General features: G+C 65.2%; 28 protein-coding genes. 12 read left to right on the top strand and 16 right to left on the bottom strand.

Annotation, left to right across the window (positions count from 1 at the left end; all coding sequences use genetic code 11):
- Nucleotides 1-6: 6 nt before the first annotated feature.
- Genes CV023_RS06470 through CV023_RS06480 form a run of 3 tightly spaced genes read left to right on the top strand, consistent with a single transcriptional unit; the run spans nucleotide 7 to nucleotide 2374 of the window.
- Entirely contained in the window at nucleotides 7-264 is a 258-nt protein-coding gene (locus CV023_RS06470) for a hypothetical protein (protein ID WP_230744654.1), read from the top strand.
- Entirely contained in the window at nucleotides 261-1502 is a 1242-nt protein-coding gene (locus CV023_RS06475) for a CaiB/BaiF CoA transferase family protein (protein WP_284934607.1), read from the top strand. Before CV023_RS06470 ends, CV023_RS06475 begins: the two co-directional genes overlap by 4 nt.
- Nucleotides 1499-2374, top strand: coding sequence for an HpcH/HpaI aldolase/citrate lyase family protein (locus CV023_RS06480; RefSeq protein ID WP_230744656.1), 876 nt, complete (start codon nucleotides 1499-1501; stop codon nucleotides 2372-2374). The genes CV023_RS06475 and CV023_RS06480 overlap by 4 nt, the downstream gene beginning before the upstream one ends.
- Here CV023_RS06480 and CV023_RS19105 read toward each other — a convergent pair.
- From CV023_RS19105 to CV023_RS06505, 5 genes are all read right to left on the bottom strand, one after another.
- Nucleotides 2365-3123, bottom strand: coding sequence for an IclR family transcriptional regulator (locus CV023_RS19105; RefSeq protein ID WP_442859924.1), 759 nt, complete (start codon nucleotides 3121-3123; stop codon nucleotides 2365-2367). The genes CV023_RS06480 and CV023_RS19105 overlap by 10 nt on opposite strands.
- Nucleotides 3124-3280: 157 nt before the next feature.
- Nucleotides 3281-3571, bottom strand: coding sequence for a hypothetical protein (locus CV023_RS06490; RefSeq protein WP_230744658.1), 291 nt, complete (start codon nucleotides 3569-3571; stop codon nucleotides 3281-3283).
- A gap of 90 nt (nucleotides 3572-3661) precedes the next feature.
- Nucleotides 3662-4672, bottom strand: coding sequence for an aldo/keto reductase family protein (locus CV023_RS06495; RefSeq protein ID WP_230744659.1), 1011 nt, complete (start codon nucleotides 4670-4672; stop codon nucleotides 3662-3664).
- 81 nt (nucleotides 4673-4753) lie between these two features.
- Entirely contained in the window at nucleotides 4754-4951 is a 198-nt protein-coding gene (locus CV023_RS18790) for an NAD-dependent epimerase/dehydratase family protein (RefSeq protein ID WP_269067191.1), read from the bottom strand.
- Entirely contained in the window at nucleotides 4948-5898 is a 951-nt protein-coding gene (locus tag CV023_RS06505; RefSeq protein WP_230744660.1) for an EamA family transporter, read from the bottom strand. The genes CV023_RS18790 and CV023_RS06505 overlap by 4 nt, the downstream gene beginning before the upstream one ends.
- A gap of 130 nt (nucleotides 5899-6028) precedes the next feature.
- On the opposite strand from CV023_RS06505, the gene CV023_RS06510 reads away from it, so the two are divergent.
- On the top strand, nucleotides 6029-6925 hold the full coding sequence (locus CV023_RS06510) for a LysR family transcriptional regulator (RefSeq protein WP_230744661.1): 897 nt from the start codon (nucleotides 6029-6031) through the stop codon (nucleotides 6923-6925).
- An 83-nt stretch (nucleotides 6926-7008) separates the two neighbouring features.
- Complete coding sequence (locus CV023_RS06515; protein ID WP_230744662.1) at nucleotides 7009-7800, top strand: sulfite exporter TauE/SafE family protein; 792 nt, start codon at nucleotides 7009-7011, stop codon at nucleotides 7798-7800.
- A 283-nt stretch (nucleotides 7801-8083) separates the two neighbouring features.
- Here the strand turns inward: CV023_RS06515 and CV023_RS06520 are convergent, their stop codons facing one another.
- Complete coding sequence (locus tag CV023_RS06520) at nucleotides 8084-8434, bottom strand: hypothetical protein (protein WP_230744663.1); 351 nt, start codon at nucleotides 8432-8434, stop codon at nucleotides 8084-8086.
- 243 nt (nucleotides 8435-8677) lie between these two features.
- Here CV023_RS06520 and CV023_RS06525 point away from each other — a divergent pair, with 243 nt between their 5' ends.
- Entirely contained in the window at nucleotides 8678-9787 is a 1110-nt protein-coding gene (locus CV023_RS06525; RefSeq protein WP_230744664.1) for a GmrSD restriction endonuclease domain-containing protein, read from the top strand.
- Between the two features lie 214 nt (nucleotides 9788-10001).
- A complete protein-coding gene (locus tag CV023_RS06530) occupies nucleotides 10002-11591 on the top strand; it encodes an AMP-binding protein (protein WP_230744665.1) in 1590 nt (529 codons plus the stop codon).
- Between the two features lie 3 nt (nucleotides 11592-11594).
- On the opposite strand, the gene CV023_RS06535 is transcribed toward CV023_RS06530, so the two are convergent.
- Together CV023_RS06535 and CV023_RS06540 are read right to left on the bottom strand one after the other, a co-directional pair.
- A complete protein-coding gene (locus tag CV023_RS06535) occupies nucleotides 11595-12143 on the bottom strand; it encodes a PaaI family thioesterase (protein WP_230744666.1) in 549 nt (182 codons plus the stop codon).
- Nucleotide 12144: 1 nt separating this feature from the next.
- On the bottom strand, nucleotides 12145-12579 hold the full coding sequence (locus CV023_RS06540) for a PaaI family thioesterase (protein WP_230744667.1): 435 nt from the start codon (nucleotides 12577-12579) through the stop codon (nucleotides 12145-12147).
- 213 nt (nucleotides 12580-12792) lie between these two features.
- On the opposite strand from CV023_RS06540, the gene CV023_RS06545 reads away from it, so the two are divergent.
- Nucleotides 12793-13263, top strand: coding sequence for a winged helix-turn-helix transcriptional regulator (locus CV023_RS06545; protein ID WP_230744668.1), 471 nt, complete (start codon nucleotides 12793-12795; stop codon nucleotides 13261-13263).
- On the opposite strand, the gene CV023_RS06550 is transcribed toward CV023_RS06545, so the two are convergent.
- Complete coding sequence (locus CV023_RS06550) at nucleotides 13235-14131, bottom strand: LysR family transcriptional regulator (protein ID WP_230744669.1); 897 nt, start codon at nucleotides 14129-14131, stop codon at nucleotides 13235-13237. The genes CV023_RS06545 and CV023_RS06550 overlap by 29 nt on opposite strands.
- An 81-nt stretch (nucleotides 14132-14212) precedes the next feature.
- Between CV023_RS06550 and CV023_RS06555 the strand changes: the two genes are divergently transcribed.
- The gene (locus tag CV023_RS06555) at nucleotides 14213-14437 is read left to right on the top strand and encodes a hypothetical protein (RefSeq protein ID WP_230744670.1); all 225 of its coding nucleotides are present in this window, start codon (nucleotides 14213-14215) and stop codon (nucleotides 14435-14437) included.
- 67 nt (nucleotides 14438-14504) lie between these two features.
- Here the strand turns inward: CV023_RS06555 and CV023_RS06560 are convergent, their stop codons facing one another.
- From CV023_RS06560 to CV023_RS06585, 6 genes are all read right to left on the bottom strand, one after another.
- Nucleotides 14505-15734 (bottom strand): calcium:proton antiporter, encoded by a 1230-nt coding sequence (locus CV023_RS06560; RefSeq protein WP_230744671.1) that lies wholly within the window; start codon nucleotides 15732-15734, stop codon nucleotides 14505-14507.
- A 179-nt stretch (nucleotides 15735-15913) separates the two neighbouring features.
- The gene (locus CV023_RS06565; protein ID WP_230744672.1) at nucleotides 15914-16471 is read right to left on the bottom strand and encodes a dihydrofolate reductase family protein; all 558 of its coding nucleotides are present in this window, start codon (nucleotides 16469-16471) and stop codon (nucleotides 15914-15916) included.
- Between the two features lie 124 nt (nucleotides 16472-16595).
- The gene (locus CV023_RS06570) at nucleotides 16596-17084 is read right to left on the bottom strand and encodes a DoxX family protein (protein ID WP_230744673.1); all 489 of its coding nucleotides are present in this window, start codon (nucleotides 17082-17084) and stop codon (nucleotides 16596-16598) included.
- A gap of 143 nt (nucleotides 17085-17227) precedes the next feature.
- On the bottom strand, nucleotides 17228-17794 hold the full coding sequence (locus CV023_RS06575) for an NADPH-dependent FMN reductase (protein ID WP_230744674.1): 567 nt from the start codon (nucleotides 17792-17794) through the stop codon (nucleotides 17228-17230).
- The gene (locus CV023_RS06580; RefSeq protein WP_230744675.1) at nucleotides 17794-18882 is read right to left on the bottom strand and encodes an LLM class flavin-dependent oxidoreductase; all 1089 of its coding nucleotides are present in this window, start codon (nucleotides 18880-18882) and stop codon (nucleotides 17794-17796) included. Before CV023_RS06580 ends, CV023_RS06575 begins: the two co-directional genes overlap by 1 nt.
- A 129-nt stretch (nucleotides 18883-19011) precedes the next feature.
- Nucleotides 19012-19464, bottom strand: a complete 453-nt coding sequence (locus CV023_RS06585) for a MarR family winged helix-turn-helix transcriptional regulator (protein ID WP_230744676.1) — start codon at nucleotides 19462-19464, stop codon at nucleotides 19012-19014.
- Between the two features lie 96 nt (nucleotides 19465-19560).
- Between CV023_RS06585 and CV023_RS06590 the strand changes: the two genes are divergently transcribed.
- Nucleotides 19561-20100 (top strand): MogA/MoaB family molybdenum cofactor biosynthesis protein, encoded by a 540-nt coding sequence (locus CV023_RS06590; protein WP_230744677.1) that lies wholly within the window; start codon nucleotides 19561-19563, stop codon nucleotides 20098-20100.
- 5 nt (nucleotides 20101-20105) lie between these two features.
- Nucleotides 20106-20993: a formate dehydrogenase accessory sulfurtransferase FdhD gene (fdhD, locus tag CV023_RS06595; protein WP_230744678.1), complete on the top strand. Its 888-nt coding sequence runs from the start codon at nucleotides 20106-20108 to the stop codon at nucleotides 20991-20993.
- Between the two features lie 72 nt (nucleotides 20994-21065).
- Here fdhD and CV023_RS06600 read toward each other — a convergent pair whose 3' ends face one another.
- Nucleotides 21066-21296 (bottom strand): hypothetical protein, encoded by a 231-nt coding sequence (locus CV023_RS06600; RefSeq protein WP_230744679.1) that lies wholly within the window; start codon nucleotides 21294-21296, stop codon nucleotides 21066-21068.
- 176 nt (nucleotides 21297-21472) lie between these two features.
- Here CV023_RS06600 and CV023_RS06605 point away from each other — a divergent pair, with 176 nt between their 5' ends.
- Entirely contained in the window at nucleotides 21473-22786 is a 1314-nt protein-coding gene (locus tag CV023_RS06605) for an MFS transporter (protein WP_230744680.1), read from the top strand.
- The last annotated feature ends 78 nt before the right edge of the window (nucleotides 22787-22864 follow it).

Raw genomic sequence — 22864 nt, forward strand, 5'->3', positions numbered from 1 at the left:
ACTCTTATGACTCAGCCGACAATTTCGAGCTCGCGACTCATCCGGTCGCTGTTCGTCATCGTATTCAGCTTGTTTCTCATCACCGGGTTCGTTCTCGTGTTCGCTCAGATCATCGGTCTGATCATGACGAATCCGACCCTGGTGACCTGGGCGTCGAACACGCTCAACGTCCCTGCGGTGGTACTGGCCTCGGTCAGCGGAATCATCGCTTTCATCTATACCTATACGGACAAGTCAGCAGTATCCGCTGACGAGGAGGAGTGACAGACTTGACGCGAGAACCCACAAGCGCATCAGCGGGTGCCGATTCATCAAGGGATGCACTGGGCGGCCTCAAGGTACTCGACATGTCGACTCTGTTCGCCGGTCCGATGTGTGCGACGCTGCTGGGCGACTACGGGGCCGAGGTCATCAAGGTCGAGAACCCGAGGCAGCCGGATGCGGCGCGAGGGCACGGTTTTCAGAAGGACGGAATCGGACTGTGGTGGAAGACCCTGGGCCGCAATAAGAAGACCCTCGCAGTCAATCTCAAAGAAGCGGCCGGTGCGGACCTCATTCGCAGCCTCGTTGCGGACGTCGACATCATCGTGGAGAACTTTCGCCCCGGTGTCATGGCTAAATGGGGGCTGGGGTTCGAGGCTCTCTCGGAGATCAACCCGGGCCTGATCGTCGTCAGCGTCACCGGGTTCGGGCAGTTCGGTCCCAAGTCCAGTGAGCCCGGATTCGGCACCCTCGCCGAGGCGATGAGCGGGTTCGCGTCGATGACGGGCCAACCCGATGGCCCGCCCACCCTGCCGCCTTTGGCGCTGGCCGATTCCATTGCCGGAATCATGGGCGCTTTTGCCGCGATGACGGCGGTGCATTCGCGCCTCTCTGACGGTCAGGGGCAGCACATCGATATGTCACTCATCGAGCCCATGCTCGCGGCATTGGGCCCACAGGTGAGCGTCTTCGATCAGCTGGGTCTGGTACCCAAACGGTTAGGTAATCGGTCCGAGAACAATGCTCCGCGCAATCTCTACGAGACTGCCGACGGACGTTGGCTGGCGGTATCGACCTCCTCACAGTCGATTGCCGAACGGGTCATCGAGCTTGTCGGGCACGGCGAATACGTCGAGCAGGAATGGTTCAAGTCGGCCAAGGGCCGGGTCGAACACTCCGATGAGCTCGACGATGCCGTCGCCACCTGGGTGAGAACGAAATCGTCACAAGACGCATTAGTAGCATTCCGGGAGGCGCACGCCGCTGCTTCGCTCGTCTACAACGCTGAGGACATCATCGAGGACGAACAGTACACGGCGTTGGGATCCGTCATCGATATCGACGACCAGGATCTCGGCTCGATGAAGATGCTCAATGTTCCGTTCCGCATGTCGCACACGCCCGGTCGTGTCCAATGGACGGGTCGAGGCCATGGGAAGGACACGGATGAGGTGCTGTCCGGACTCGGCGTGGACGAAGAGACGATTGCTGATCTGCGCTCGCGAGGGGTGGTCTCATGAGCGAGATCTGCACCTGGCTCTACACTCCGGCATCGAGCGGCGGCAAGTTGGATAAGGCTCTGCACCGTGGGGCCGATGCGGTCATCTTCGACCTCGAAGATGCAGTCCACATCGATCGGAAGACCAGCGCCAGAGCCGAGCTAGTCGAGTTCCTGTCGTCGGTGAGCGAGTTTCCCGCGAGTGACTCGCCGGACAGCAGCACAGCAACTTCACGGATCTTCGTGCGTGTGAACGCTGTGGACTCGCCCTGGGGAATCGATGATCTGACCGCGATCGCTAAGCTGCCCGCTGTTGAAGGGATTCGCGTCCCCAAGGTCGAATCGTTGGCCGATCTTCGTCGAATCGAATCCGTCGTCAGCGCGGGAAAGACGATCCAGATCCTTCTGGAATCAGCCGTGGGGCTGGCGGCGCTCGAGGAACTCTGCTGGGCAGATGGATCGTCGAGTGTGTCCTTGGGCGACAACGACCTGCGAGCGGCGCTCAATCTTGAAGGTGAAGCGGTTCTCGACCAGATCCGTATCCGCTTGGTCATGGCATTGGCCGCCGCAGGCAAAGAGGCTCCCACCGGCTCCGTCTATCCGCGAATCAAGGATCTCGAGGGTCTGCGAGCGGATTCGATCAGACTGCGTGCGATGGGCTTCTTCGGCCGGACCGTCCTGCATCCCATGCAGTTGGAGACCGTGCGAGATGCATTTCGTCCCGATAGTGAAGAGGTCGACTGGGCACAAAGCGTCGTCGAGGCGGCCGAGAGAATCTCAGCACACGGGAGTGGAGCGGTGATGTTGTCCGACGGACAGTTCGTCGATCGGCCGTTCGTGACTCGGGCGGAGACGATCCTGCGTCGTGCGGGTGTTGACAGGCGTCAGCTGTAGCTCTTCATTCGGCTGATCTCGTGCCCCGCTGAAGTCAGAGAAGGGAGAACCATTTCGAGTTGTTCCTGCGTCGTACTGTCGCTGGGCCCCGTCAATGACAGGGATCCAGCGACAGTCTCATCTGTGAAGAGTGGTACTGAGATGGACGCGATGCTGATATCGCGTTCACCGATGGAGACAAGGTGGCGATCGCGTCGGATCACTTCGAAGTCCTCGAGGATCTCTGCGGCTGTCAGCACATGATGCGAGGTGGTCTCATGACCGTCGCCGAGTGTTGCGACTTCCTCCTGCTGTTGCGTTGGCATGAAAGCGGCGATCGTTTTGCCGGACCCGATGAAGAGAGGCAACCAGCGTCCGATCGGCTGCTGATACTGCATCGGTTCGAAGCCATCGACTCGAACTGAGAGCAGTCGCTCCAGTCCGCTGAGCAGGTGCAGGGTCGACGTCAGTCCGGTCTGTCTGGTCAGACTCTGCATGACAGGACGGGCGAACTGGCTGAGTGGGTCATTGACCAGGTACCCGTGCGTGAGCCGAAGCACGGCCGGACCGAGGCGGTAGCGTTGATCCTCTTCGACGACGTAGTTCGATGCCTGCAGAGTCGACAGGACCCGCGACACCGTTGCACTGTGCAGCTCGACCGCTTCTCCGATCTCTTTGAGGCGCAGAGATCGCTGTGCTCGCTCCAGGGTCTGCAGAATTGTGACGGCTCGTTCGACAGCCCTGATGTGGGGCTGCGAGGGTTTCGACATGTGTTTACCTGGAATCCTGGGAGCTGAAGATCATCTGGCCAACATACTCTCTTGCCAGGGGGACAAGGAGTTTGCTGCTTTGGCTCATTCTAGTGCCGAAGTCGGTGGAGAGGGCCTCAGCTCCTGCGACAGTGACATAGGAGACGTGTTTGCTCCCTCAGGTCTCGACTTCCAGCCCGTGTGAGTTCTTGACGGAGAACGAGCCGACGATCCCGCCGATGCCGATGATGCTTGCAACGAGGAAGGCGATATTGGCGCCGTGGACGGGGCCATCGACGCCATAGACCTCGGGATCCCTGGTCGCCGAGACCATGATCGTGACGAGCACAGCGGTGCCCATCGAGGCGGCGATCTGTAGAAGCGTGTTGTTCCGCGCCGAGCACGTCCTCGCCGTGCTCGGGCACTGCTTGCCCGCGGGTCTGCTGACCGCGGCGTGCACGTTCCTCATCGTGCGCCCGTACGACGAGGAACCCCACCACCGTGCTCGTCTGAAATACGCACAAGCACGGTTGGCGGGGTCGCCGTCACCCGAACGCATTCACACGATCCGTGTCTCTGGGGACTTCGTCTTCGACGGGTCGGTCACCGGCCGATCACCGAGGGCGTCATCGATGCGGGCGAGCACCTCGGCGTCGAGCTTGACCCCGGAGGCGGCGACATTCGACTCCACCTGCTCGGGACGGGACGCGCCGACGAGGGCGGTGGCGACGTTGTCGTTGGCGAGCACCCAGGCGATCGCCAACTGTGCCATCGTCAGTCCGAGATCGGCCCCGATCGGCTCGAGCTTCGCGACGGCGGTCAGGGTTTCGTCATTGAGGTACCGGTTCTTGATCGACTCGGCTCCTCCGCCCTTCTCATCGGTGGCCCGAGACCCCTCGGGGAGCGGCTGGCCCAGCTTGTACTTGCCGGTGAGCACGCCCTGAGCGATCGGTGACCACACGACCTGCGAGATCCCGAGCTCCCGCGAGGTCGGCACGACCTGGGACTCGATGACCCTCCAGAGCATGTTGTACTGCGGCTGGTTCGACACCAGCTGGATGCCGAGGTCGCGGGCGAGATGGTGGGCGGCCCGCAGCTGGTCGGCGTTCCATTCGCTCACGCCGATGTAGAGGACCTTGCCGGCACGGACAAGATCCGCAAAGGCCTGCATGGTCTCTTCGAGCGGGGTCTCGTAGTCGTAGCGGTGGGCCTGGTAGAGGTCGACGTAGTCGGTGCCCAGGCGAGACAGGGAGCCGTTGATCGACTCCATGATGTGCTTGCGGGACAGTCCGGTGTCGTTGTGGCCTTTGGGGCCGGTCGGGAAGTAGACCTTCGTGAAGATCTCCAGCGACTCCCGCCGCTGGCCCTTGAGTGCATCGCCGAGGACCTGTTCGGCAACGGTGTTCGCGTAGACATCGGCGGTGTCGAAGGTCGAGATGCCGGCGTCGAGGGCGGCATGCACGCATTTCTTCGCAATGTCGTTCTCCACCTGGGACCCGTGGGTGAGCCAGTTTCCGTAGGTGATCTCCGAGATCTTCAGGCCGCTGTTTCCGAGGTATCTGTGCTCCATGTCTTCAGCCTACTGCGGCAGGTCAAGAGGGCAGGATTTCAGTGCTCTGGGCGGAGTTCGACCCGCGTTCTGGCGATGTGGTCATAGGGGGATACATCCCTCGCCGAGGAACAGCGAGACGACATAGATGGCAGGGATGAGATACGCCGCCGCAGGCTCGGCGGACCGGTCGGTCTGAGCGTTGCGTGAGACGGCTGTGATCTCATGCCCGCGGTCGGCCGCCTCGGCGACGACGTGGGAGCCGACCATGCCGGTGGCGCCGATGACCGTGATCCTCATGATGTGGTTCCTTTCGGCGTGCGTGCACGTGGGCCGACCAGGCTGTGCGGGTTCAGCTGCCCGCAGAACAATGCGGCCAGGGCGAGTGTGAAGCCCGCGATCTGGATGAGGTTGAGGCTCTCGCCGGCGAAGGCGACTCCGAGCCCGGCCGCAACCAGCGGAGACAGCAGCCCGAGCAGCGCAGTGGCGGTCACCGGCAATCGGCCCAGACCGCGGAACCACAGCGTGTAGGCGAGTAGACCGCCGACGATGCCCAACCACAGATACCCGAGGACTCCTGCCGTGTCGATGGACTCGGGAATCCCCTCGAACACGAGAGTCGGGATGAGCAGGACGAAGCCGCCGGCGGACAGCTGCCAGCCGGCGACGCCCACGGCGCTGACCCCGGGCGGCCTGCCCCAGCGCTTGGTCAGGATCACTCCGGTGCCCATCGCGGCCGCCCCGCCGATGCCGGCGAGGATCCCGATCATGTCGAATCCGGCGGCCGGTCCGAGGACCACCATGCCGACGCCGATGATGCCGACGATGCCCCAGGCCAGACGCCATCGGGACAGGCGTTCGCCGAGGACGAGGACTGCGAGGATAGTGATGAGGATCGGCTGGGTCGCGCCCAGGGTGGCGGCGACCCCGCCGGGCAGTCGGGCGGCGGCGATGAAGAGCAGCGGGAAGAACAGGCCGATGTTGAGCGTGCCCAGAACTGCGGCCTTCCACCACCACTGCCCGCGCGGGAGCCGACGGGCGATGAGGAGACCGATCAGGCCGGCAGGCAGGGCGCGCATGAGGGCCGCGAACAGGGAGTGATCGGCGGGCAGGAATGCGGTGGTCACCAGGTAGGTCGTGCCCCATGCCGCCGGGGCCAGTGCCGTGGCCACGGTGGCGAAGGCGCGCGGACCGGTGCCGGGGACCGCGGAGCTCGGGTGGGCGGTGGACGTCGTCGTGATTGTCATGACTCCAGCATTGAGGCGTTCGGTCAATGAGTCCAACACATGGTTTTCATGGCACCAATCGTGTGCCACGATAGATGAGGCTCGTACACCGAGATCCCGCGCGAATCGGAGCAGATGAGGAGCACATGAGATGGAGCTGCAGCAGCTGAGGTACGTCCTCGCCGTGGCAGAAGAGCGGAACTTCACGCGTGCGGCCGCGAAGTCCCACGTCGTGCAGTCCGCGCTCAGCCACCAGATCAAATCCCTCGAACACGAGCTCGGAGTCCAGCTCTTCGCCCGCACCAGCCGACGTGTCGAACTCACCGAGGCGGGCACCGCCTTCCTGCCCGCAGCCCGCGCCACCCTCGACGCCGCGGATCGAGCCGTCGCCGAGGCGGTGGCGACGACCGGGGATCTGCGCGGCCGTCTGCTCATCGGTGCGATCCCCACGGTGACGACCGTCGATCTCACGGCGGCTCTCGGCGACTTCCACCGCGCTCATCCGAATGTGGAGATTGGGCTGACGAGCGGCGGCAGCCTCGACTTCGTCTCCGCGATTAGGCATTCCGCGATGGATGTCGCCGTGCTCGGGCTCGCGGAGGATACGCCGCCGACAGGGGTGGCCAGCGAAGTGCTCGCCCACGAACGACTCGCCGCAGTCATGTCGCCCGAGCACCGATTCGCTCGTCGCCGCCGACTGACGCTGTCCGAACTGGCCGAGGAGACCTTCGTCGACTTCCCGATCGACAGCCCCGGCCGGTCGCAGTCCGAACGCGCCTTCTCCGCCGCAGGGCTGAGTCGCACCGTCGCCTTCGACGTCATGTCCGCCGAGGTGATGCTCGATCTCGTCGCTCAGAATCTGGCCGTCGCCCTGTTGGCTCCGGCCGTCGTCCCCGAGGCCGGCGGACTCTCCGTCGTGCCAATCGCCGACGGGCCGAGCAGGATCGAGTACCTCGCGTGGAGCGCCTTCAACCCGAGCCCCGCGGCTCTGGCCTTCCTCGACATCCTCCGCCGCACGGCCCATCCCCGGGAAGAGAACTCGCAATGATCAGCCGTGAACGCTGCGGCAGCCACACACGCGTAATCGCCAGGGAGCTTGCTCACCGCGCGGCTGTGCGTTGAGATGAACGAGTGGAATTCCTCGGACTCGTTCTCGTCGGCTGCCTCGTCGGTCTGACGACGGTGCTCTTCGGCTTCGGCGGCGGATTCGTCGCCGTGCCGATCATCACGATCGTCGATGCGGACCTCGGCAGTGACACGGCACGGGTGGCGGCGGCCACCTCGGCGCTGGTCATGCTCGTCAATGCGATCGTCGCCACCGTGTCGACGAAACGGGAGACGCTCGCCCATCTCAAGGGCCGCTGGTGGCTGCTCATTCTGCTGGCTCTGGGCGGGGCGCTCGGGTCGTTCGGCGGACGATTCGCCCCCGAGGAGCTGCTGCAGTGGGGATTCGTCGTCTACATCGCGATCACCGCGGTCGACCTGCTCCTGCGCCCCGGATTCTTCTGGCAGGGCACCCGAGTCCGCGCGGAAACGGGAGAAGGCGGTCGCGGCATCTCCCCGGTCTGGGGTGTGCCGATCGGCGGCCTGGCCTCATTCCTCGGTGTCGGCGGCAGTGTGATGACCGTGCCGATGATGCGTCGATCGGGAGCCACGATGACCGTGGCCACCACCCTGGCCAACCCGCTGACCTTGGTGATCATGAGTCCCGCGGTGCTCGTGACGATCACCGCCCACGCCTCCATCGACGCCCCGGGGGTCGTCGGATCGCTCGACCTCTACTCGGCGGCCGCCCTGCTCATCGGGGCGATCCCGCTCATCGTGCTGCTGCGCCGACGAGTGCCGAAGATCCCCGAGATCCTCCACGCCTGGGGCTACTTCATCCTGCTCATCACCGCCGGAGTCGTCGTCGCCGTGGCCTGAGTTCGTTCCGGCAGTACCGTGCCCAGCTGGCAGCGCCGGGCTCAGTCGTCAGCGCCGGGCTCAGTCGGCAGCGCCGGGCTCAGCCGTCCCGGCGGCGCCGACGCAGCAGGTCGGGAAGGCCGAAGTAGATCGGCGGACAGGCGGCAGGTGTCATATCTGCCGTCGACAGCGGCGCAGCCGCGGGCGACTCGGGCCCATCCAGTGCCCAAGCGGCCTCCCAGCTGATCAACTCGCCGGCGTGGCAGACGGGGTCGCCGCCGGTGCTCGGCGGTTCGGTCCAGATTTATAGGTTGACCCCGTATTCGATGAGCGTGAGGCCGTCTCCGCGGTCTCGCGCGGTGTTTTCCTTGACCAATCCTGCCCGCACCCGCGCCGAGGTGGTTTCGAGTTCGGTCCACCCGTCCTGCCGGTGGAGGAGGAAGATCCACGTCCCCGCGGGGACGTGTCCGGGCACGAGCTCGGCGGGGCGGACCACCTCGGCGAACCCGTTCTCAGCTCCGCGCTCAAGGACGGTGGCGAAGCAGCTGCGGGCCACCTCGGCGGTGGGGGAGACGATGATGATGCCGGCCGCCTGCGTGCGCACGTCATCCCAGCTCAGCCGGGTGAAGCGGTTGTCTCGCAGCGTCGCCAGCACCCGGGCCCAATGCTCGGGGACCGGTACCTCGGTGATGAGGCCGGTGGTGACCGGCCGCTCCTCATCGTGTCTGACTATCGTCTGTCACCGCCTCGCTGCTCATAACGAATTCGTCACTATACGCCGGCATCTGCCGCCGCCGGCTCACTTCGGCCATATGATCTCCGTAGTGGATCGCGACGCGGCAGCAATGCCGGTCACGGTCCACGACCACGTTCTCACCTTTTGCACGACTGGATTCCGATGGACCTCTCCGCCTTCCTCAACCATGCCACGAAACGCCTGCACCGGGGTATGCTCCTCGCCCTGATCGCCGTCCTCGGCCTCGTCCTCCTGGCCGGCTGCGCCGAAGGCGGGGAGGTCGCGGCGTCCGACCGGGACGTCTCGTGGACCGCCGCCGATCCGACTCCGGCGAAGGAGACCACGGCGGATGCGAGCCCCGCCGCGAACTCCGAGGAGGACGAGGAGAAGCCCGAGGACTCCGAGCAGGGACGAGCCGGCGGATCGACGGCGGGCACGGCCATGGCGATGCTCGACGAACTCGAGGTCAAAGGCCGCGCACCGAAGACCGGCTACGACGCGGATCTGTTCAAGTGGCGCTCGGACGCCGACCACAACGGCTGCGACACCCGCAACGATGTGCTCCGCCGGGACCTCCGTGACATCACTTTGAAATCGGGCACGAACGGCTGTGTCGTCATCAAAGGCACGCTCAAAGACAGCTACAAAGGCGAGACCTACGCCTTTGACCGGAACCCGAACAACATCGACATCGACCACATCGTCGCCCGCTCCAATGCCTGGCAGACGGGTGGCGCGAAGTTCGAAGAGGACACGCTCAAGGAGTTCGGCAACGACCCGCTCAATCTGCTGGCCGTGAGCTCGAGCCTCAATCGGCAGAAGGGCGACGGGGATGCCGCGACCTGGCTGCCACCGAACAAGAGCTACCGCTGCGAATACGTCTCCCGCCAGATCGCGGTCAAACACAAGTACGACCTGTGGGTGGTCAAGGCGGAGAAGGCGGCGATGGAGCGGGTGCTCGCAAATTGTGAGGGCGAAGACGCATTCGCGAAGTACGTCGCCTGGCCCGCACCCGGAGACGGTGACAATGTGAGAACCGCGAAGGACACTCCGGCGAAGAAGAAGGCGAGCTCATCATCGGGCTCGTCGTCGTCAGGGTCGGGCTCGTCCTCTTCGGGATCGGGCAGGAAGTCGAGCTCCGCGGGCTCCGGCTCGGTCTACTACGAGAACTGCACTGCTGCCCGTGAAGCCGGCGCCGCTCCGGTTCGCCGCGGTGATCCCGGGTATGCCTCCCACCTCGACCGCGATGGGGACGGAGTCGGCTGCGAATAGTCGCCGAGGTAGTCGTTCATCGGCGTGGTCCGAGGTCCCTCGCCTGCACCGACGTCCGCGCAGACGCTTGCACCGGCGTCTGCGCGGACGTTCCCTGTGTGCGCCGGATCTCAATCCCTCGGTAGTCTGGGCGTGTGCTCACGGCCCGAGCTGCTCTCACTCACCGATGAGAGCGGCAGGAGAGCCTTTGTCGCCGACGATGAGGAGACCGACCATGACCGGACTGGACACCGCCCTGACACCGCTGCGTTTTCTCGAGCGCTCAGTGGAAGCCCACCCCGAGCGAGAAGCGGTCATCGATGGGCCCAGGCGCATCACCTATCGGGAGATGGCCGATACGGTCCAACGCTTGGCCGAAGGTCTGAAACGTCGTGGTCTGGCCGAGGGTGAGACCGTCGCGGTGATCGCGCCCAACAGCGCCGAAGCGCTCATCGCCCACTACGCAGTTCCGCTGGCCGGCGGAGTGCTCGTCATGCTCAACACCCGATTGGCGCCGCCCGAAGTCGAGTACATCCTCGGACACTGCGGTGCTCGGTTCCTCTTCGGCGACGCGGAACTGCTGCGAGCGATCACCGAGGCCGGCTGCGCGAAATCCGTCGAAGCCGTCGTCAACCACCCCGAACAGGATGGTTCACCCGGGAACCTGACGGGGGCTGAAGACTACGCCGACTGGATCGCCGAAGCGCCGGTCAGTCCTCGATCATGGGAGGTCGCAGATGAGACGGCTGCCATCACGGTCAACTACACCTCGGGGACCACCGGCAGTCCGAAGGGCGTGATGTACTCACACCGGGGTGCCTACCTCAACTCCCTCGGCGAGGTGATCACGCAGCGCTTCGGACCGCTGACGAAGTACCTGTGGACTCTGCCGATGTTCCACTGCAACGGGTGGTGCACCACATGGGCGCTGACCGCGGTTTCCGGCACGCATGTGTGCCTGCGGGCCGTGCGCGGCACCGAAGCCTGGCGACTCATCGATGACGAGTCCGTGACTCGGATGGCCGGTGCTCCTGTCGTGCTCAACACGATAGCCGGAGCCGCCGAAGCCCACGACATGTCGGGGACGCTGTCGATCACCACGGCAGGAGCCCCGCCTTCGCCGACGACGATCTCCATGCTCGAAGAGTTGGGAATCGAGGTCGTCCACGTCTACGGGCTCACGGAGACCTACGGGCCGTATTCCTCGTGCGAACCGCAGCCGGAATGGTCCGAACTTCCGGTCGAAGAGCGGGCCGCGCTGAAGTCTCGTCAGGGTATCGGCATGATCAGTGCCGACCGGATGCGCGTGGTCGAGCTGCGCGATGATGCCGAACTCAACGACGTGCCGCGTGACGGGGCGACCATGGGTGAGATCGTCATGCGCGGCAACAATGTCATGAAGGGCTATCTCAACGCGGAGAAGGACACCGAGGTGGCCTTCCGCGGCGGGTGGTTCCACTCGGGTGACCTCGCGGTGATGCACCCCGACGGATACGTCCAGATCCTCGATCGGGCGAAGGACATCGTCATCTCCGGCGGCGAGAACATCTCGACGATCGAGGTCGAACAGGCGATCGTGGCGAACTCGGCAGTGGCCGAAGTCGCGGTCGTCGGCATGCCCGATGACAAGTGGGGCCAACGGCCGCTGGCCTATGTGGTGCCTGCCGGAGGTGCTGAGATCAGCGAGGACGAACTCATCGCCTTCGTCAAAACGAGAATCGCCGGGTACAAGGTGCCGGCTACCGTGGAATTCGTCGATGAGCTCCCGACGACTTCGACCGGAAAGATCCGGAAGAACGCACTGCGGGACCGGGCCCGCAACTGAATCTCAGGACGCCTCGAGCGGGAAGATGAGCAGACTGCCCGAGGCGGTGGCGACGGTCTTGCCCGAGTTGTCGATGACCTCTCCCTCGGCGAAGGAGACCCGGCGGCCGCTCTTCGTTACCCGGCCGGTGCACAGCAGAGGACCGCTGTCCTTGGACACCGGTCGCAGATAGTTCACCTTGATCTCGATCGAGGTGTATCCCGTTCCTGCCGGCAGGGTGGTGTGTACGGCGCAGCCGAGCGCGGAATCGAGCAGGGTGCAGACTAAGCCGCCGTGTACCATGCCGATCGGGTTGTAATGGGACTCGTCGGGATGGGAACGGAATGTGACCGTTCCTTCACCCACCTCGGCGATCTCCATACCGACGTGCGCGCCGATGGGGGCACCGGGGATCTCTCCGGCGGCCATCCTGCGCAGGTAGTCGATGCCGTCGAGCGTCGGCAGGTGTGCCAGTGCCTTCGCCGGATCGGTCCAGGTCACCGTCGTCTCGTGGGTCGAAGAAGATTCGCCGGCCGTGGAGTTCGTGGGGTTCGTGGTGCTGTTCGTGCTCATCTCAGTCCTCTGCCTTCGGCAGCGGCACATTCTGCAGGCGCAGCTGACCGCGGGCCAGCACCTTTGACGATGACGAATCCGAGATGATGACCTCCCACAGCTGTTGGGTGCGTCCCTGATGCAGGGCGCTGGCCTCGACGGAGACCGTGGCGCCGGTGGTCGGGCGAAGGAAGTCGGTGGCATTGTGGACCCCGACGGCGAACTCCCCGCGATCGGCCACGGCATGGGAGGCGCCGATGCTGCCGGCGCTTTCGACGATGCTCGTGTAGACGCCGCCGTGGACGACGCCCCAGGGCGTGTGGTGGTCGGGTCCGAGTTCGGCATGACCTCGCACCGAGGTGGGAGTGACCTCGTCGACGACCAGTCCGGTGGCCGCGACGAAGCGGCTCGCTCCCTCCAGTGAGACATCCGGGATCGAATTCTCGTGCGTGTCCATCCTGCTCCTCTGCGATCTCGCAGCCGAGGCGATCCGTCCGACTGACTCAATGCTCGTACATCTGACTGCGTATTTGAAAGTTAGCCTAGAATGGAGCTGACGGTCAACCGGGCCGAGCACGTCGGCAAGACACGGCGGGGCAACCGCATCGGGCGGACCGGGTGAAATCGGCCGGGCCGGGTGAAATCGATCGGGCCGAGCGAAGGAGAGACGATGGACTGGAGCGAATTCGACACCACCGAGTGTTCGATCCAGAGGACCCTCGATGTCATCGGGGAGAAGTGGACGGTGCTCATCCTCAGGGAGGCGTTCAACGGGGTTCGCCGCTTCGATGCGATCCGCGACCACCTCGGCGTCTCCGATTCTGTGCTCTCCGATCGGCTCCGCACGCTTGTCAGAGCGGACGTTCTTGAGGCCAACACCTACCGTGAGCCGGGGCGCCGGGCGCGGAAAGAGTATCGACTCACGGCCAAGGGTCTTGATCTCTATCCGGTGATGATCGCCCTGCTGCGCTGGGGTGACCGATATTGTGCGGGGCCGGAAGGGCCGCCGCTCGAGGTCAGCCACCGCGACTGCGGCGAACCCGTCCGAGCCGTGGTGGAATGCGCTGCCGGACACTCCGTCTCCTCGCCCCGGGAGGCCGTCACCGCCGCAGTCACGAGGCCTGGGCCCGGGCGCGGATGAGCTCCTCGGCGGTGCGCACGTATTCGTGATGGTGCACCGCCTCCCGCGTCTGCAGGACGATCCTGCGCCGAGGTGTCGGATCGGTCAGCGGCACCGTGGTCACCCCGTCCGGCAGAGTGCGGATCGCCAGTGGGGGCAGGGCCGAGACGCCGACGCCCGCGGCGACCATGGCGAGGACCGCGTAGTGGTCATCGGAGCCGGCTGCGTAGCGGGGCTCGTAGCCCGCGGCATTGCAGGCGCGGGTGATGATGAGGCCCGCCGGGGTGTTGCTGATGTCCGCAGCGACCCAGGACTCGTCTTGCAGCTCGGACATCGACACCGCCTCGGCGTCGGCCAGCCGGTGATCGGCGGCCACGACGAGCAGGTAGTCCTCTTCGGTGAGCACCTGCCGACGGAACCCCGGGACCGTCGTCGGCGGCAGGGACGGCTCTTCCGAGTGGATCTCGAGGTCGTGCGGATGCCAATCCTCGGCGTCCGTCGCAGGACTGAGGCTGATCTCGAACTGCACTGTGGGGAATTCGGTGACGACCGAGGAGACGATGGCGGGGATCCACTCCTTCGCCGCCGAGGAGAAGCAGCCGATCTCGAGGCGCGGTCGCGGCCCTCGGCGCAGGTCCTCGAGGGTGGATTCCAGGCGGCGCAGGCTGGAGAAGACCTCGCCGGACTCCTCGGCCAGGCGCACTCCGACGGGAGTGGGCACGATCCCTCGGCCCTTCCTCTCATAGAGGGGGAGTCCCACCTCTGTCTGCAGTCGGATGATGTGCTGGCTGATCGTCGCCGGAGTGTATTGGAGGTTGGCCGCGGCCTGATGGACGGAGCCGCTGGCGACCACGGCCCTCCAGATCGCGAGTCGGTGGGTGTCGAGCATGCTCTGATTATAAAGTGATGGCTGACAGACGTATAGAAACGATTGCTTGTGCTTGATCCAACGCGGGGAGACCATGATGGCATGTGGATCTTTCCGGTGCTGTTCCTCGCCCTCGGCTACGCCCTCGTCCTGTTCGGGATGGGGCGCTTCCTGCAGCCCTCACACGATCGACTGGGGCTGCGACGAATGGACAATTCGGTCCTGGTTCAGACCCTGGCCCGCGGCTGGGCGGCCCTGACCTCGGCCCACACCCTCGAGCGCATCACCGATGAGCTCACCATCCGCAGGCGCGGAACGCAGGGCTGAGGCTGCGCTCTGGCGATCACGAGCCTGAACGCGATCACGCCCCTGAACGTGATCACGCCCCTGAACCTCAGGAGAACACTGCGATCCCGAACACCGCGAAGAGCACCAGGTGCGCGGCCCCGTGCACAGCGGTGACCCGTTTGGCGGCGAATGAGGCGACCGAGAGCAGGATCGTCACGCCGAGCAGCAGCAGATTGACCGGTGACTCCGCGAGCACGATGGGCTGATCGGTGAGCAGGCCGATGATCAGGACGACGGGAATCGTCAGCCCGACCGTCGAGACCAGTGCGCCATGGCAGAGGTTGCTCACACGCTGGATCTCACCGGCCCACGCGGCCCTGATCGCAGTGATCGTCTCGGGGAGGAAGACGATGATGGCGATGACGATGCCCGACAGAGCTGTCGGTGCACCGAGGCGGCCGAGTCCGTCATCGAGCAGGGCAGCCATATCGTGGGACAGCAGGACGATCGGAGCCACGGTCGCAACGAGAAGTGCCAGGCGCACGAGGATCTCGGTCCGGTGGGTCGAGAGGATCTCGACGATGCCGGGAGAGCCAGCCCCCACCTCGGACTCAGACTTCCTCTCGGACTCAGCCCCCACCTCGGCGGCGGATTCTTCCGTACCGGACACCGCCTTCGACTCTGCAGTCATCGCCGTCATCCGGGGCCGGACCCTGGGGTCGACTTCGGTGAAGTCCTCGGCCTGGGCGCCCATCTGACGGAAGAGGAAGAAGGCATAGGCGCCGATCGTCAGCACGATGATCGGGATCTCCTGCCACGGTGCATAGCTGCCGTCGGAGCCGATGACCGCGGGCAGAGCGAAGGCGAGTGTGGAGAGCACGACGATCATCGCCAGATAGGACGAGACCCCGGTCCGGTTGTGGACCATGTCTCCGTGCCGCAGGCCGCCCACCATCAGACACAGTCCCACCACGGCACCGAGGATGATCATCGACACCGCCATCACGGAGTCGCGGGCGATCGTCGCATGATCCCCGGGCCCCAGCAGGACTGCGGCGATGAGGACGACTTCGATGAGGACGATCGAAAGAGTGAGGACGAGGGAACCGTAGGGGTCGCCGAGGCGGTGGGCGAGCTGCTCGGCCTCGTGGACGACGCCGAAGGCGCAGACGAGGATGACGCCGACGATGACGATGAGTGCGGTGACGAGCAGGGCACCCGGGACCGGCGGTTCGAGCAATGGCCCGGCGAAGGCGAGTGCGACGAACGCGCCCCAGCCCAGCGCGAGGCGGATGATGGCGGTGGGGGTGACGATATCGCGAATTGCGGCAGTCATGACGGTCGAATCCTGATTCTGAGGCCGTCCTCATCGTGACTGTAGGCGTTCGGGTCGTCCCGGACACTCTTCCGTCTTCAGGATATCCATCCCGGTTCGGCGGGGCAAAGCCGGGCCGGTGCAGAACCGAGTCGGGTGCCGAATCGAGCGCCGAATCGAGCCCCGGGTCGCGACCGGCTTCAGCCCGCCCGTCGGTAGTGCAGGCCGAGAACGCCGTTGCTGAGAGGCTGCGCGGAGATCAGGTCGAGGCGTCGGGTGCTGGGCAGTCCGGACTGATACAGGGTGGGGCCGTGCCCGGCGATCCGCGGGTGGACGAGGAACCGGTACTCGTCGATCAGTTCCAGTCGGTCGAGTTCGGTCGCAAGGCTGCCGCTGCCGATGAGAACTCCCTCCGGGGTCGCATCTTTGAGCTCCTGGACCGATGCTTGCAGATCACCGCCGAGGTGGTGGCTGTTGGTCCACGGAAAGTCGCTTCGCGTCGACGACGCCACATACTTCTGCTTGGCTTCGAGCTTGAGCGCCCACTCGCGTATCGCCGGCGGAGCATCGACCTCACCGCGAGCAACTGCCGGCCAGTAGCCTTCCATCAGCTCATAGGTGACACGGCCCCAGAGCATGGCGCCGTTCTCGTCCATCAGCCGTGTGAACCACGCATGTGTCTCATCGTCGACGATGCCCTCGTGGTGGTCGACGCAGCCATCGAGAGTGACGTTGATGCTGAAGGTGAGCAGTCCCATGATGCGGCCCTTCTCGAGCGCAGGGTCCCGCCGCCGGTGCGGCGGGACCCAGGTGACGCGCTGTGTACCTCAAAGAGTGAGTCTTGAGGGGGTGCGCGTCAAGAGGTGCCGGTGGGTGTCTGTCTCAGACTTCAGCGGCCGAACGTGCGGCGGTCGATCGAGTTGCGGCTGACCGGCCGGCCTTGGTCTTCTTCCCCGCGAAGAGTAACCGGTCGACGCTCCAGCGGCCCGGGCCCATCGCCGCGAGCAGGAGTGCGCCTGCAGCCAGTGCAGCGACGAGTTCCCAGCCGCCCTGGTCGACGAAGGGCACCGCGGTGAGGTGGGCGATGACGAGGGCGCCGATCATATTGGCGGCCAGAAGCACTCCGACGATCGGGGTCAAAGCACCGAGGATGAGCAGTGCTCCGCCGATGAGCTCGACAAAGGTCGCGAACGGTGCGGCGATCTCCGGGGTGGGCACTCCCATCTGAGAGAAGGATTCGGTGGTGCCGGCGATTGTCCATTCGTTGAACTTCTGCCAGCCGTGGGCGATGAAGATGGCGCCGAGGCCGATGCGGGCAATCACTGTGACGATGTCGCGGACGGTGGTGGGGAATCCGGTCGTGGCGTACAAGCTGCTCTCCAAGATTGGTTGAAAGTGCAATCACACGCTATTGGGTGAACATGGCAGGACACTGAATGCGCTTCCGCCGGCGATGGGGTAACGGCCGGTGGTGGTGGCAGGTGGTGTCGGCGCGCGCGGTGTTTCCTCTCGCGTCAGAAGCCGTAGGCGGCTTCCTTCTCCTCACGAATTGCCGTGTAGGTCCTCGTCAGCACGATCGTGTCCTCGACGAGGCGGTCGAGTCGGGCGACGACATCCTCACTGACGATCTGGCCGCGGTGCAGATCGCGCTCCTCGACGAACACGTACGGGGAGACGACCTGCGCTTTCATATACGTGAGGATCGGCAGGAGGTGCTGCTGCGGGATGAGATAGTGCTTCGCCGAGCCAGCCGTCGCGACCGCGGCCACGACCTTGTCGCGGAAGGCACCCACCGGCAGCAGGTCGAAGGCGTTCTTCAGACTCGCGGGAATCGAGGCCTGGAAGATCGGCGTGCCGATGATGATCGCATCGGCATCCATCAGCGCCGCGGTCACCCGCCCGGTGTCACCCGAATACTCGGTGAAGTTCCGGCCGTCGGAGAAGACCATGTCCGCCTCGGCGAGGTCGATGAGCGTGACCTCGATATCGGGGTCCTGCGCCATCACCGCCTGCGCGACGTAGTCCATCACGGTGCGGGTCTTCGTTCCGACGTTCGAGCCGGAGAGGACGACGATCTTCATCAGGCGGTCTCCTGGGTGGCGGTGTACTTCTTCACGGCCGGGATGATCTCCGAACCGATGGTCTCGATCTGCTTCATCACCCGGTCATATGGCATCCCGCCGAAGTCGATCTGGCCGAGGTAGCGCTGATGGCCGAAGACCTCGTGCTGGTGGAGGATCTTCTCGACGATCTGCTGCGGGCTGCCGATGTTGACGATGCTCGCCGGGTCGACGCTTTGGGCGAAGAGCTGCTTGGGCATGCCCTGCCCGTTCGTGCGCTGCATCCCTTCGTTGATGTGCGGGTAGAGCCCGCGCAGCGCCTCCTGCGAAGTCGGAGCCGTGTAGAGGAACCCGGCCGTGGCGATCGGCAGGGACGCGGGATCGAAACCGGCGTGACGTGCGGCCTGACGGTAGGAATCGACGGTGGGCTTGAACGACGAGGTGGTCCCGCCGAGGTGGGCCATCACCATGGGGACGCCGGCCAGTCCCGCCTTGACCGCGCTGGCTGGCGCGCCGCCGACCGCGCGCCAGATCGGCAGCGGGTTCTGCTCGGGGCGGGGCAGGACCTCGGCGTTGTCGAGTGGAGCACGGAACTGTCCGGACCACGTCACCGATTTCTCGCGGCTGATTGTGAGGAGCAGGTCGAACTTCTCCTCGAAAAGCTCCTCGTAGTCGCGCAGATCGTAGCCGAGGAGTTCGAACAGTCCGATCCGCGAGGCGCGACCGACGACGAGCTCGGCCCGGCCTTCGGAGAGGTGGTCGATGGTGGCGAAGTTCTCGAACACGCGCACCGGGTCCGAGGTGCTCAGGATCGTCGAGGTGCTGCCGATCCGGATCATTGAGGTCGCCTGCGCGACCGCGCCGAGGATGACCGCGTGTGCCTGCGAGGCGAAGAACTCCTGGTGGCTCTCGCCGACGCTGAAGAAGTCGAAGCCCGCCTCCTCGGCCGCTTTCGCATAGCCGACGAATTCGCGGATGCGCTCGCCCGCGCTCACCCGGGTGCCATCGGCGGGGTTCGGCAGATGATCGCCGAGGCTGTACATCCCGAACTGCAGCCCCTTGGTGGGGTCGAATCCGACGGGATCCAGGGTGGTCGTGTTCTCGCTCAAGGTCTCTCCCATGCGCCGGAGACCGTCCCGCAGGGCCGATCTCGATTGATCATTTGCCCTGTCAACTGATGCGCGCGGAGATTTATTCCTCGCCCGCCGAGGCGGTGCTCAACCACCCGCCGAGGCGGCTCAGCCGTCTTCTTCCGCCGTGGCCCGTTCGGCGACGCTGTGGTCGTAGAGCTTCTTCATCAGTGCGTGCAGCGTCCGCTGCTCGTCCTCGTCGAGGACGTCGTCGAAGAGGGCAGACTGTTGGTGCAGCTGGGAGGGGAAGGCGCGTTCGAGGAGGGCAAGCCCCGCCTCGGTGAGGGAGATGTGCTTGGTCTTCCACGTCTGCTCGCGGGTGATGAGTCCCTCGCGTTCAAGGCGGGCGAGCATTCGGGACATGCCGCCGCCGCTGACGGTGAGCCCCTTGGCGAGGTCGGTCTGGGTGACGGGCTGGAAGTTGCGGATGTGGGCCAGCGCCTCGAACTGGGCGACGGTGAGGCCGAACTGGCGCAGATGATCGTTCGAGAGCTGGTTGCTGTTCTGGACGAAGCGGACCATCCGCAGCCAGATGAGCGTGCTCAGCGACAGATCCTCCACCGCGCCTCCTCCTCGTTTCGAGATCCCGGGTCGGACTCAGTTCGCGATCTCCGGTCGCGCTCTCAGCTTACCCACCGGGAGACGTAGGATGGCATCGTGAGCACAGACAACGACAACGCCGAACTCCTCGGCGCCGGACGGTCGGCGGCGGTCATCATCGCCTCCACCTCGGCGGCCAGGGGAGAGGCGGTGGACACGACCGGTCCGATCCTCGTCGAGTGGCTGCGCGGCCGCGGCTACGAGACCCCCGACGCCATCGTCGTCCGCGACGGGGAACCGGTGGGTGAGGCACTCCGCGCGCTCCTCATCGACACCCCGGGCGAGGACCGCCCGCGGATCATCGTCACCAGTGGTGGGACGGGTCTGGCGCCCGACGACCGGACCCCGGAATTCACCGCCGAACTCCTCGAACGACAGTCACCGGGCCTCGTCTACGCAATGTGGCGAAAGGGACTCGAATCGACCACCTCGGCGGTGATGAGCCGCGGAGTCGCCGGGGTTCGCGGACGCAGCTTCGTCATCAATTTCCCGGGCTCGAAGGGCGGAGTCAAGGACGGAATCACCGTCATCGACGACCTCCTCGAACACATCCAGACCTCGGTCGAGGACACCACCGACCATGGGCCCAGGGTCTGATCGCCATGCAGCAGCGCAGAGCCGTTCGCGCCCGAGTCCACAAGTTCGACGCCACCGGAGAGATCTCCGCCGGTCCGGATTCCCTGGCCGGGGAGGAGCCGCTCGAGATCCAGCTCGACGGCGAGCAGTTCTCCGTGACGATGCGCACCCCGGGCAACGACGTGGAGCTCGTCGTCGGATATCTGCTCTCCGAGGCGGTCGTGACCTCGATGGACGACATCGTGGAGATCGACTTCTCCGCCGGGCTCGCTCCCGACGGCTCCCGCAACTACAACGTTGCGAAGGTCCGGCTGCGGCCGGGTTTCTGGAGCGCCGAGGCGGCCCCCGCCCGATCCGTCTACACCTCGTCCTCGTGTGGAATCTGCGGGACGGCGGCCATCGATGCGGTGACGAAGACCTCGGCCTATCCGCTCATTCCCGCGTCGTGCCACCTCGGCGAGGACGAGGAGTATGAGTTCCCGCCGCTGCTCTCCGCGGCCCGGATCGGCGAGCTCCCGGATCGTCTGCGGTCGCAGCAGACCGTGTTCGACAAGACCGGGGGAGTCCACGCCGCCGCTCTCTTCGCCGTCGGCGAGGACCCGAATGTTGAGCCGGAGCTGCTCATCGGTCGCGAAGATGTTGGCCGCCACAACGCGGTGGACAAGGTCATCGGCTGGGCCATGGCGAACCACGAGAACGGCCTGCCCCTGCGCAAGACAGTGCTGCAGGTCTCGGCGCGTGCCTCTTTCGAGCTCGTGCAGAAATCGGCGATGGCGGGCATCCCGCTGATGTCGGCGGTCAGCGCGCCCTCGGCGATGGCCGTCGACTACGGGCGAAGCGTCGGCGTGACAGTCATCGGCTTCAACCGCCGGGGCCGTTTCAATGCCTATTCGTATCCCGAGCGAGTGGCCTGAGCTGAGTGGCCTGACCTGAGGGGCCTCGCCCTCAAAGATTTGAGCTGGGGCCGAAGCAGCAGTTTTCGGTGCTCAGATGCTCGGCAGCCTGTCGAGCATCTCCCCGAGTCGCGCACCGCAGAGCCGCACGATCGCCCAGCCGATGAGCGCCGGGGCGATCGTGATCGCGAACATCCACCAGGCGACCTGGCCTTCTTCGACGAACTGGATGATGGCTACGACGATGACGATCATCGTGGCGCCGATTCCCAGTCCGAACAGTGCCGCCCCGGCCATGGCGGTGACGACTCGCAGCTTCGACATGTGCCACAGACTAGCTGGCCGTGATTCTCCTGCACTCACTGTCGATGACAGTCACCGGTGGTCATCAGGCGGACTCATTCCACCGCGATTCCACCACGGAATATCATGCTGAGTTGGACCGTGAAGAGGAGTGACGGGTGGACAGCAGTGATCGGCGGGGACCAGGCACAGGACTGTTGACGGTCCTGCTGGGTGCTGTCAGCGCCGGACCGCTCCTGCTCTACGGACTCAGTGCCTCCAGCGATTCCCTCATCGTCGATCTCGGCATCACTGAGGCCCAGTTCGGTCTCTTGGCCACCGCCTGCTTCACCTGCGCCGCGATCGGCAACGCCACCTTGGGGCGTATGGCTGACAGGCACTCGGACACTTCGCTGATGACGGCGATCTTCGCGCTCGCCGCGGCGGCTCTGCTGTTGGTCGGGATTCCTGCAGGCTTCGGAGTGCTGGTGCTTGCCGCCGCGTTTTCCGGGGTGTCCCAATCCTTCACCAACGGGGTCACGAATCGGATCCTGCTCGACCGTGTTCCGGACTCGAAGCGGATCGGGTGGGTGGGAATCAAACAGTCCGGCGTGCAGGTCAGCCAGTTGGTGGCGAGCGTCGTCTTTCCGCTGCTGGCCGGTATCGCCGGGTGGCGGGGTGCGTCGCTCGTGCTCGCGCTTATCCCGCTTGTCCTCATGGTGATGTCTTGGCACGCACTGCGCGTCACACCGATGCTCCCGGGAGCTGCGGAACCGCCCGTCGACGACGAGGCCGCTGGCAGCGATGCAGAGACTGTTGGCAGCGACGAGGCCGTGGCTGCTGGCAGCGACGAAGCTGTGGACACTGCCGAGACGACTGACGACCCCACCGAGGCGACCGTTGCCTCCTCAGCGACTGACGTCGTTGCTGAAGCTGCTCGGACCCGTTCGCCGAGGTATCCGATGATGGTGTGGGCGCTGGGGCTCTTCGGTCTTCTCAACGGAATCGCGGTTCAGGCAACGAATGTCTATATGCCGCTGTTCTCCGTGCGCGAGTTGGGTTTCCCGCTTGTGCTCGGCGGTGCCACGGCGGCACTCGCCGGAGCGGTCGGCGTGGCGGCCCGCGTCGGATGGGCGAGACAGATGGCACGCGGCGCCTCAGGTCCTCACGTGCTGCTGCTCCTGGCACTCATCGCCCTTGTGGGCGCGGGAATGTTCTCCGTTGCCGGGTTGACTGGTTGGGCATGGCCACTGTGGCTTGCAGCGGCACTGCACGGAGCCTCGGCGCTCGGTGTCTCCGTGGTTCTGATGAGCGCTCTCATGCGGTCGATCCCCTCGGCGTCGATGGCTTCCGCCAGCGGAATGGTCACAGCCGGCATGTTTGCTGGGTTCGCCGCTGGCCCACTGATCATGGGGCTGATCGTCAGCTCGTCTGGCGGCTTCCTGCTGGGATGGGCAGTCGTCGGTCTGATCTATCTGCTCTGCGCGGCACTAGCCGTGGTCCTCATGCGAGCGGCCGGCAAGACTCGCTGATCCCAGTCACCGCCCAGTCCGCCATTCTCGACACTTGTCACCACCAGCAATTGGTCGGACTGCGGACGGATTCGGACA

Source organism: Brevibacterium sp. CCUG 69071, from assembly GCF_021023135.1.
GTDB lineage: Bacteria > Actinomycetota > Actinomycetes > Actinomycetales > Brevibacteriaceae > Brevibacterium.

Excerpts from the sequence above, each read along its gene's own strand:
- CV023_RS06470 (WP_230744654.1), top strand. The coding sequence starts at position 7 with ATGACTCAGCCGACAATTTCGAGCTCGCGACTCATCCGGTCGCTGTTC.
- CV023_RS06575 (WP_230744674.1), bottom strand. The coding sequence starts at position 17,794 with ATGAAGATCGTCGTCCTCTCCGGCTCGAACGTCGGAACGAAGACCCGC.
- CV023_RS06480 (WP_230744656.1), top strand. The coding sequence starts at position 1,499 with ATGAGCGAGATCTGCACCTGGCTCTACACTCCGGCATCGAGCGGCGGC.
- CV023_RS06545 (WP_230744668.1), top strand. The coding sequence starts at position 12,793 with ATGGACTGGAGCGAATTCGACACCACCGAGTGTTCGATCCAGAGGACC.
- CV023_RS06540 (WP_230744667.1), bottom strand. The coding sequence starts at position 12,579 with ATGGACACGCACGAGAATTCGATCCCGGATGTCTCACTGGAGGGAGCG.
- CV023_RS06565 (WP_230744672.1), bottom strand. The coding sequence starts at position 16,471 with ATGGGACTGCTCACCTTCAGCATCAACGTCACTCTCGATGGCTGCGTC.
- CV023_RS06490 (WP_230744658.1), bottom strand. The coding sequence starts at position 3,571 with ATGAGGAACGTGCACGCCGCGGTCAGCAGACCCGCGGGCAAGCAGTGC.
- CV023_RS18790 (WP_269067191.1), bottom strand. The coding sequence starts at position 4,951 with ATGAGGATCACGGTCATCGGCGCCACCGGCATGGTCGGCTCCCACGTC.
- CV023_RS06535 (WP_230744666.1), bottom strand. The coding sequence starts at position 12,143 with ATGAGCACGAACAGCACCACGAACCCCACGAACTCCACGGCCGGCGAA.
- fdhD (WP_230744678.1), top strand. The coding sequence starts at position 20,106 with ATGCAGCAGCGCAGAGCCGTTCGCGCCCGAGTCCACAAGTTCGACGCC.
- CV023_RS06600 (WP_230744679.1), bottom strand. The coding sequence starts at position 21,296 with ATGTCGAAGCTGCGAGTCGTCACCGCCATGGCCGGGGCGGCACTGTTC.
- CV023_RS06510 (WP_230744661.1), top strand. The coding sequence starts at position 6,029 with ATGGAGCTGCAGCAGCTGAGGTACGTCCTCGCCGTGGCAGAAGAGCGG.
- CV023_RS06505 (WP_230744660.1), bottom strand. The coding sequence starts at position 5,898 with ATGACAATCACGACGACGTCCACCGCCCACCCGAGCTCCGCGGTCCCC.
- CV023_RS06560 (WP_230744671.1), bottom strand. The coding sequence starts at position 15,734 with ATGACTGCCGCAATTCGCGATATCGTCACCCCCACCGCCATCATCCGC.
- CV023_RS19105 (WP_442859924.1), bottom strand. The coding sequence starts at position 3,123 with ATGTCGAAACCCTCGCAGCCCCACATCAGGGCTGTCGAACGAGCCGTC.
- CV023_RS06530 (WP_230744665.1), top strand. The coding sequence starts at position 10,002 with ATGACCGGACTGGACACCGCCCTGACACCGCTGCGTTTTCTCGAGCGC.
- CV023_RS06550 (WP_230744669.1), bottom strand. The coding sequence starts at position 14,131 with ATGCTCGACACCCACCGACTCGCGATCTGGAGGGCCGTGGTCGCCAGC.
- CV023_RS06525 (WP_230744664.1), top strand. The coding sequence starts at position 8,678 with ATGGACCTCTCCGCCTTCCTCAACCATGCCACGAAACGCCTGCACCGG.
- CV023_RS06555 (WP_230744670.1), top strand. The coding sequence starts at position 14,213 with ATGTGGATCTTTCCGGTGCTGTTCCTCGCCCTCGGCTACGCCCTCGTC.
- CV023_RS06495 (WP_230744659.1), bottom strand. The coding sequence starts at position 4,672 with ATGGAGCACAGATACCTCGGAAACAGCGGCCTGAAGATCTCGGAGATC.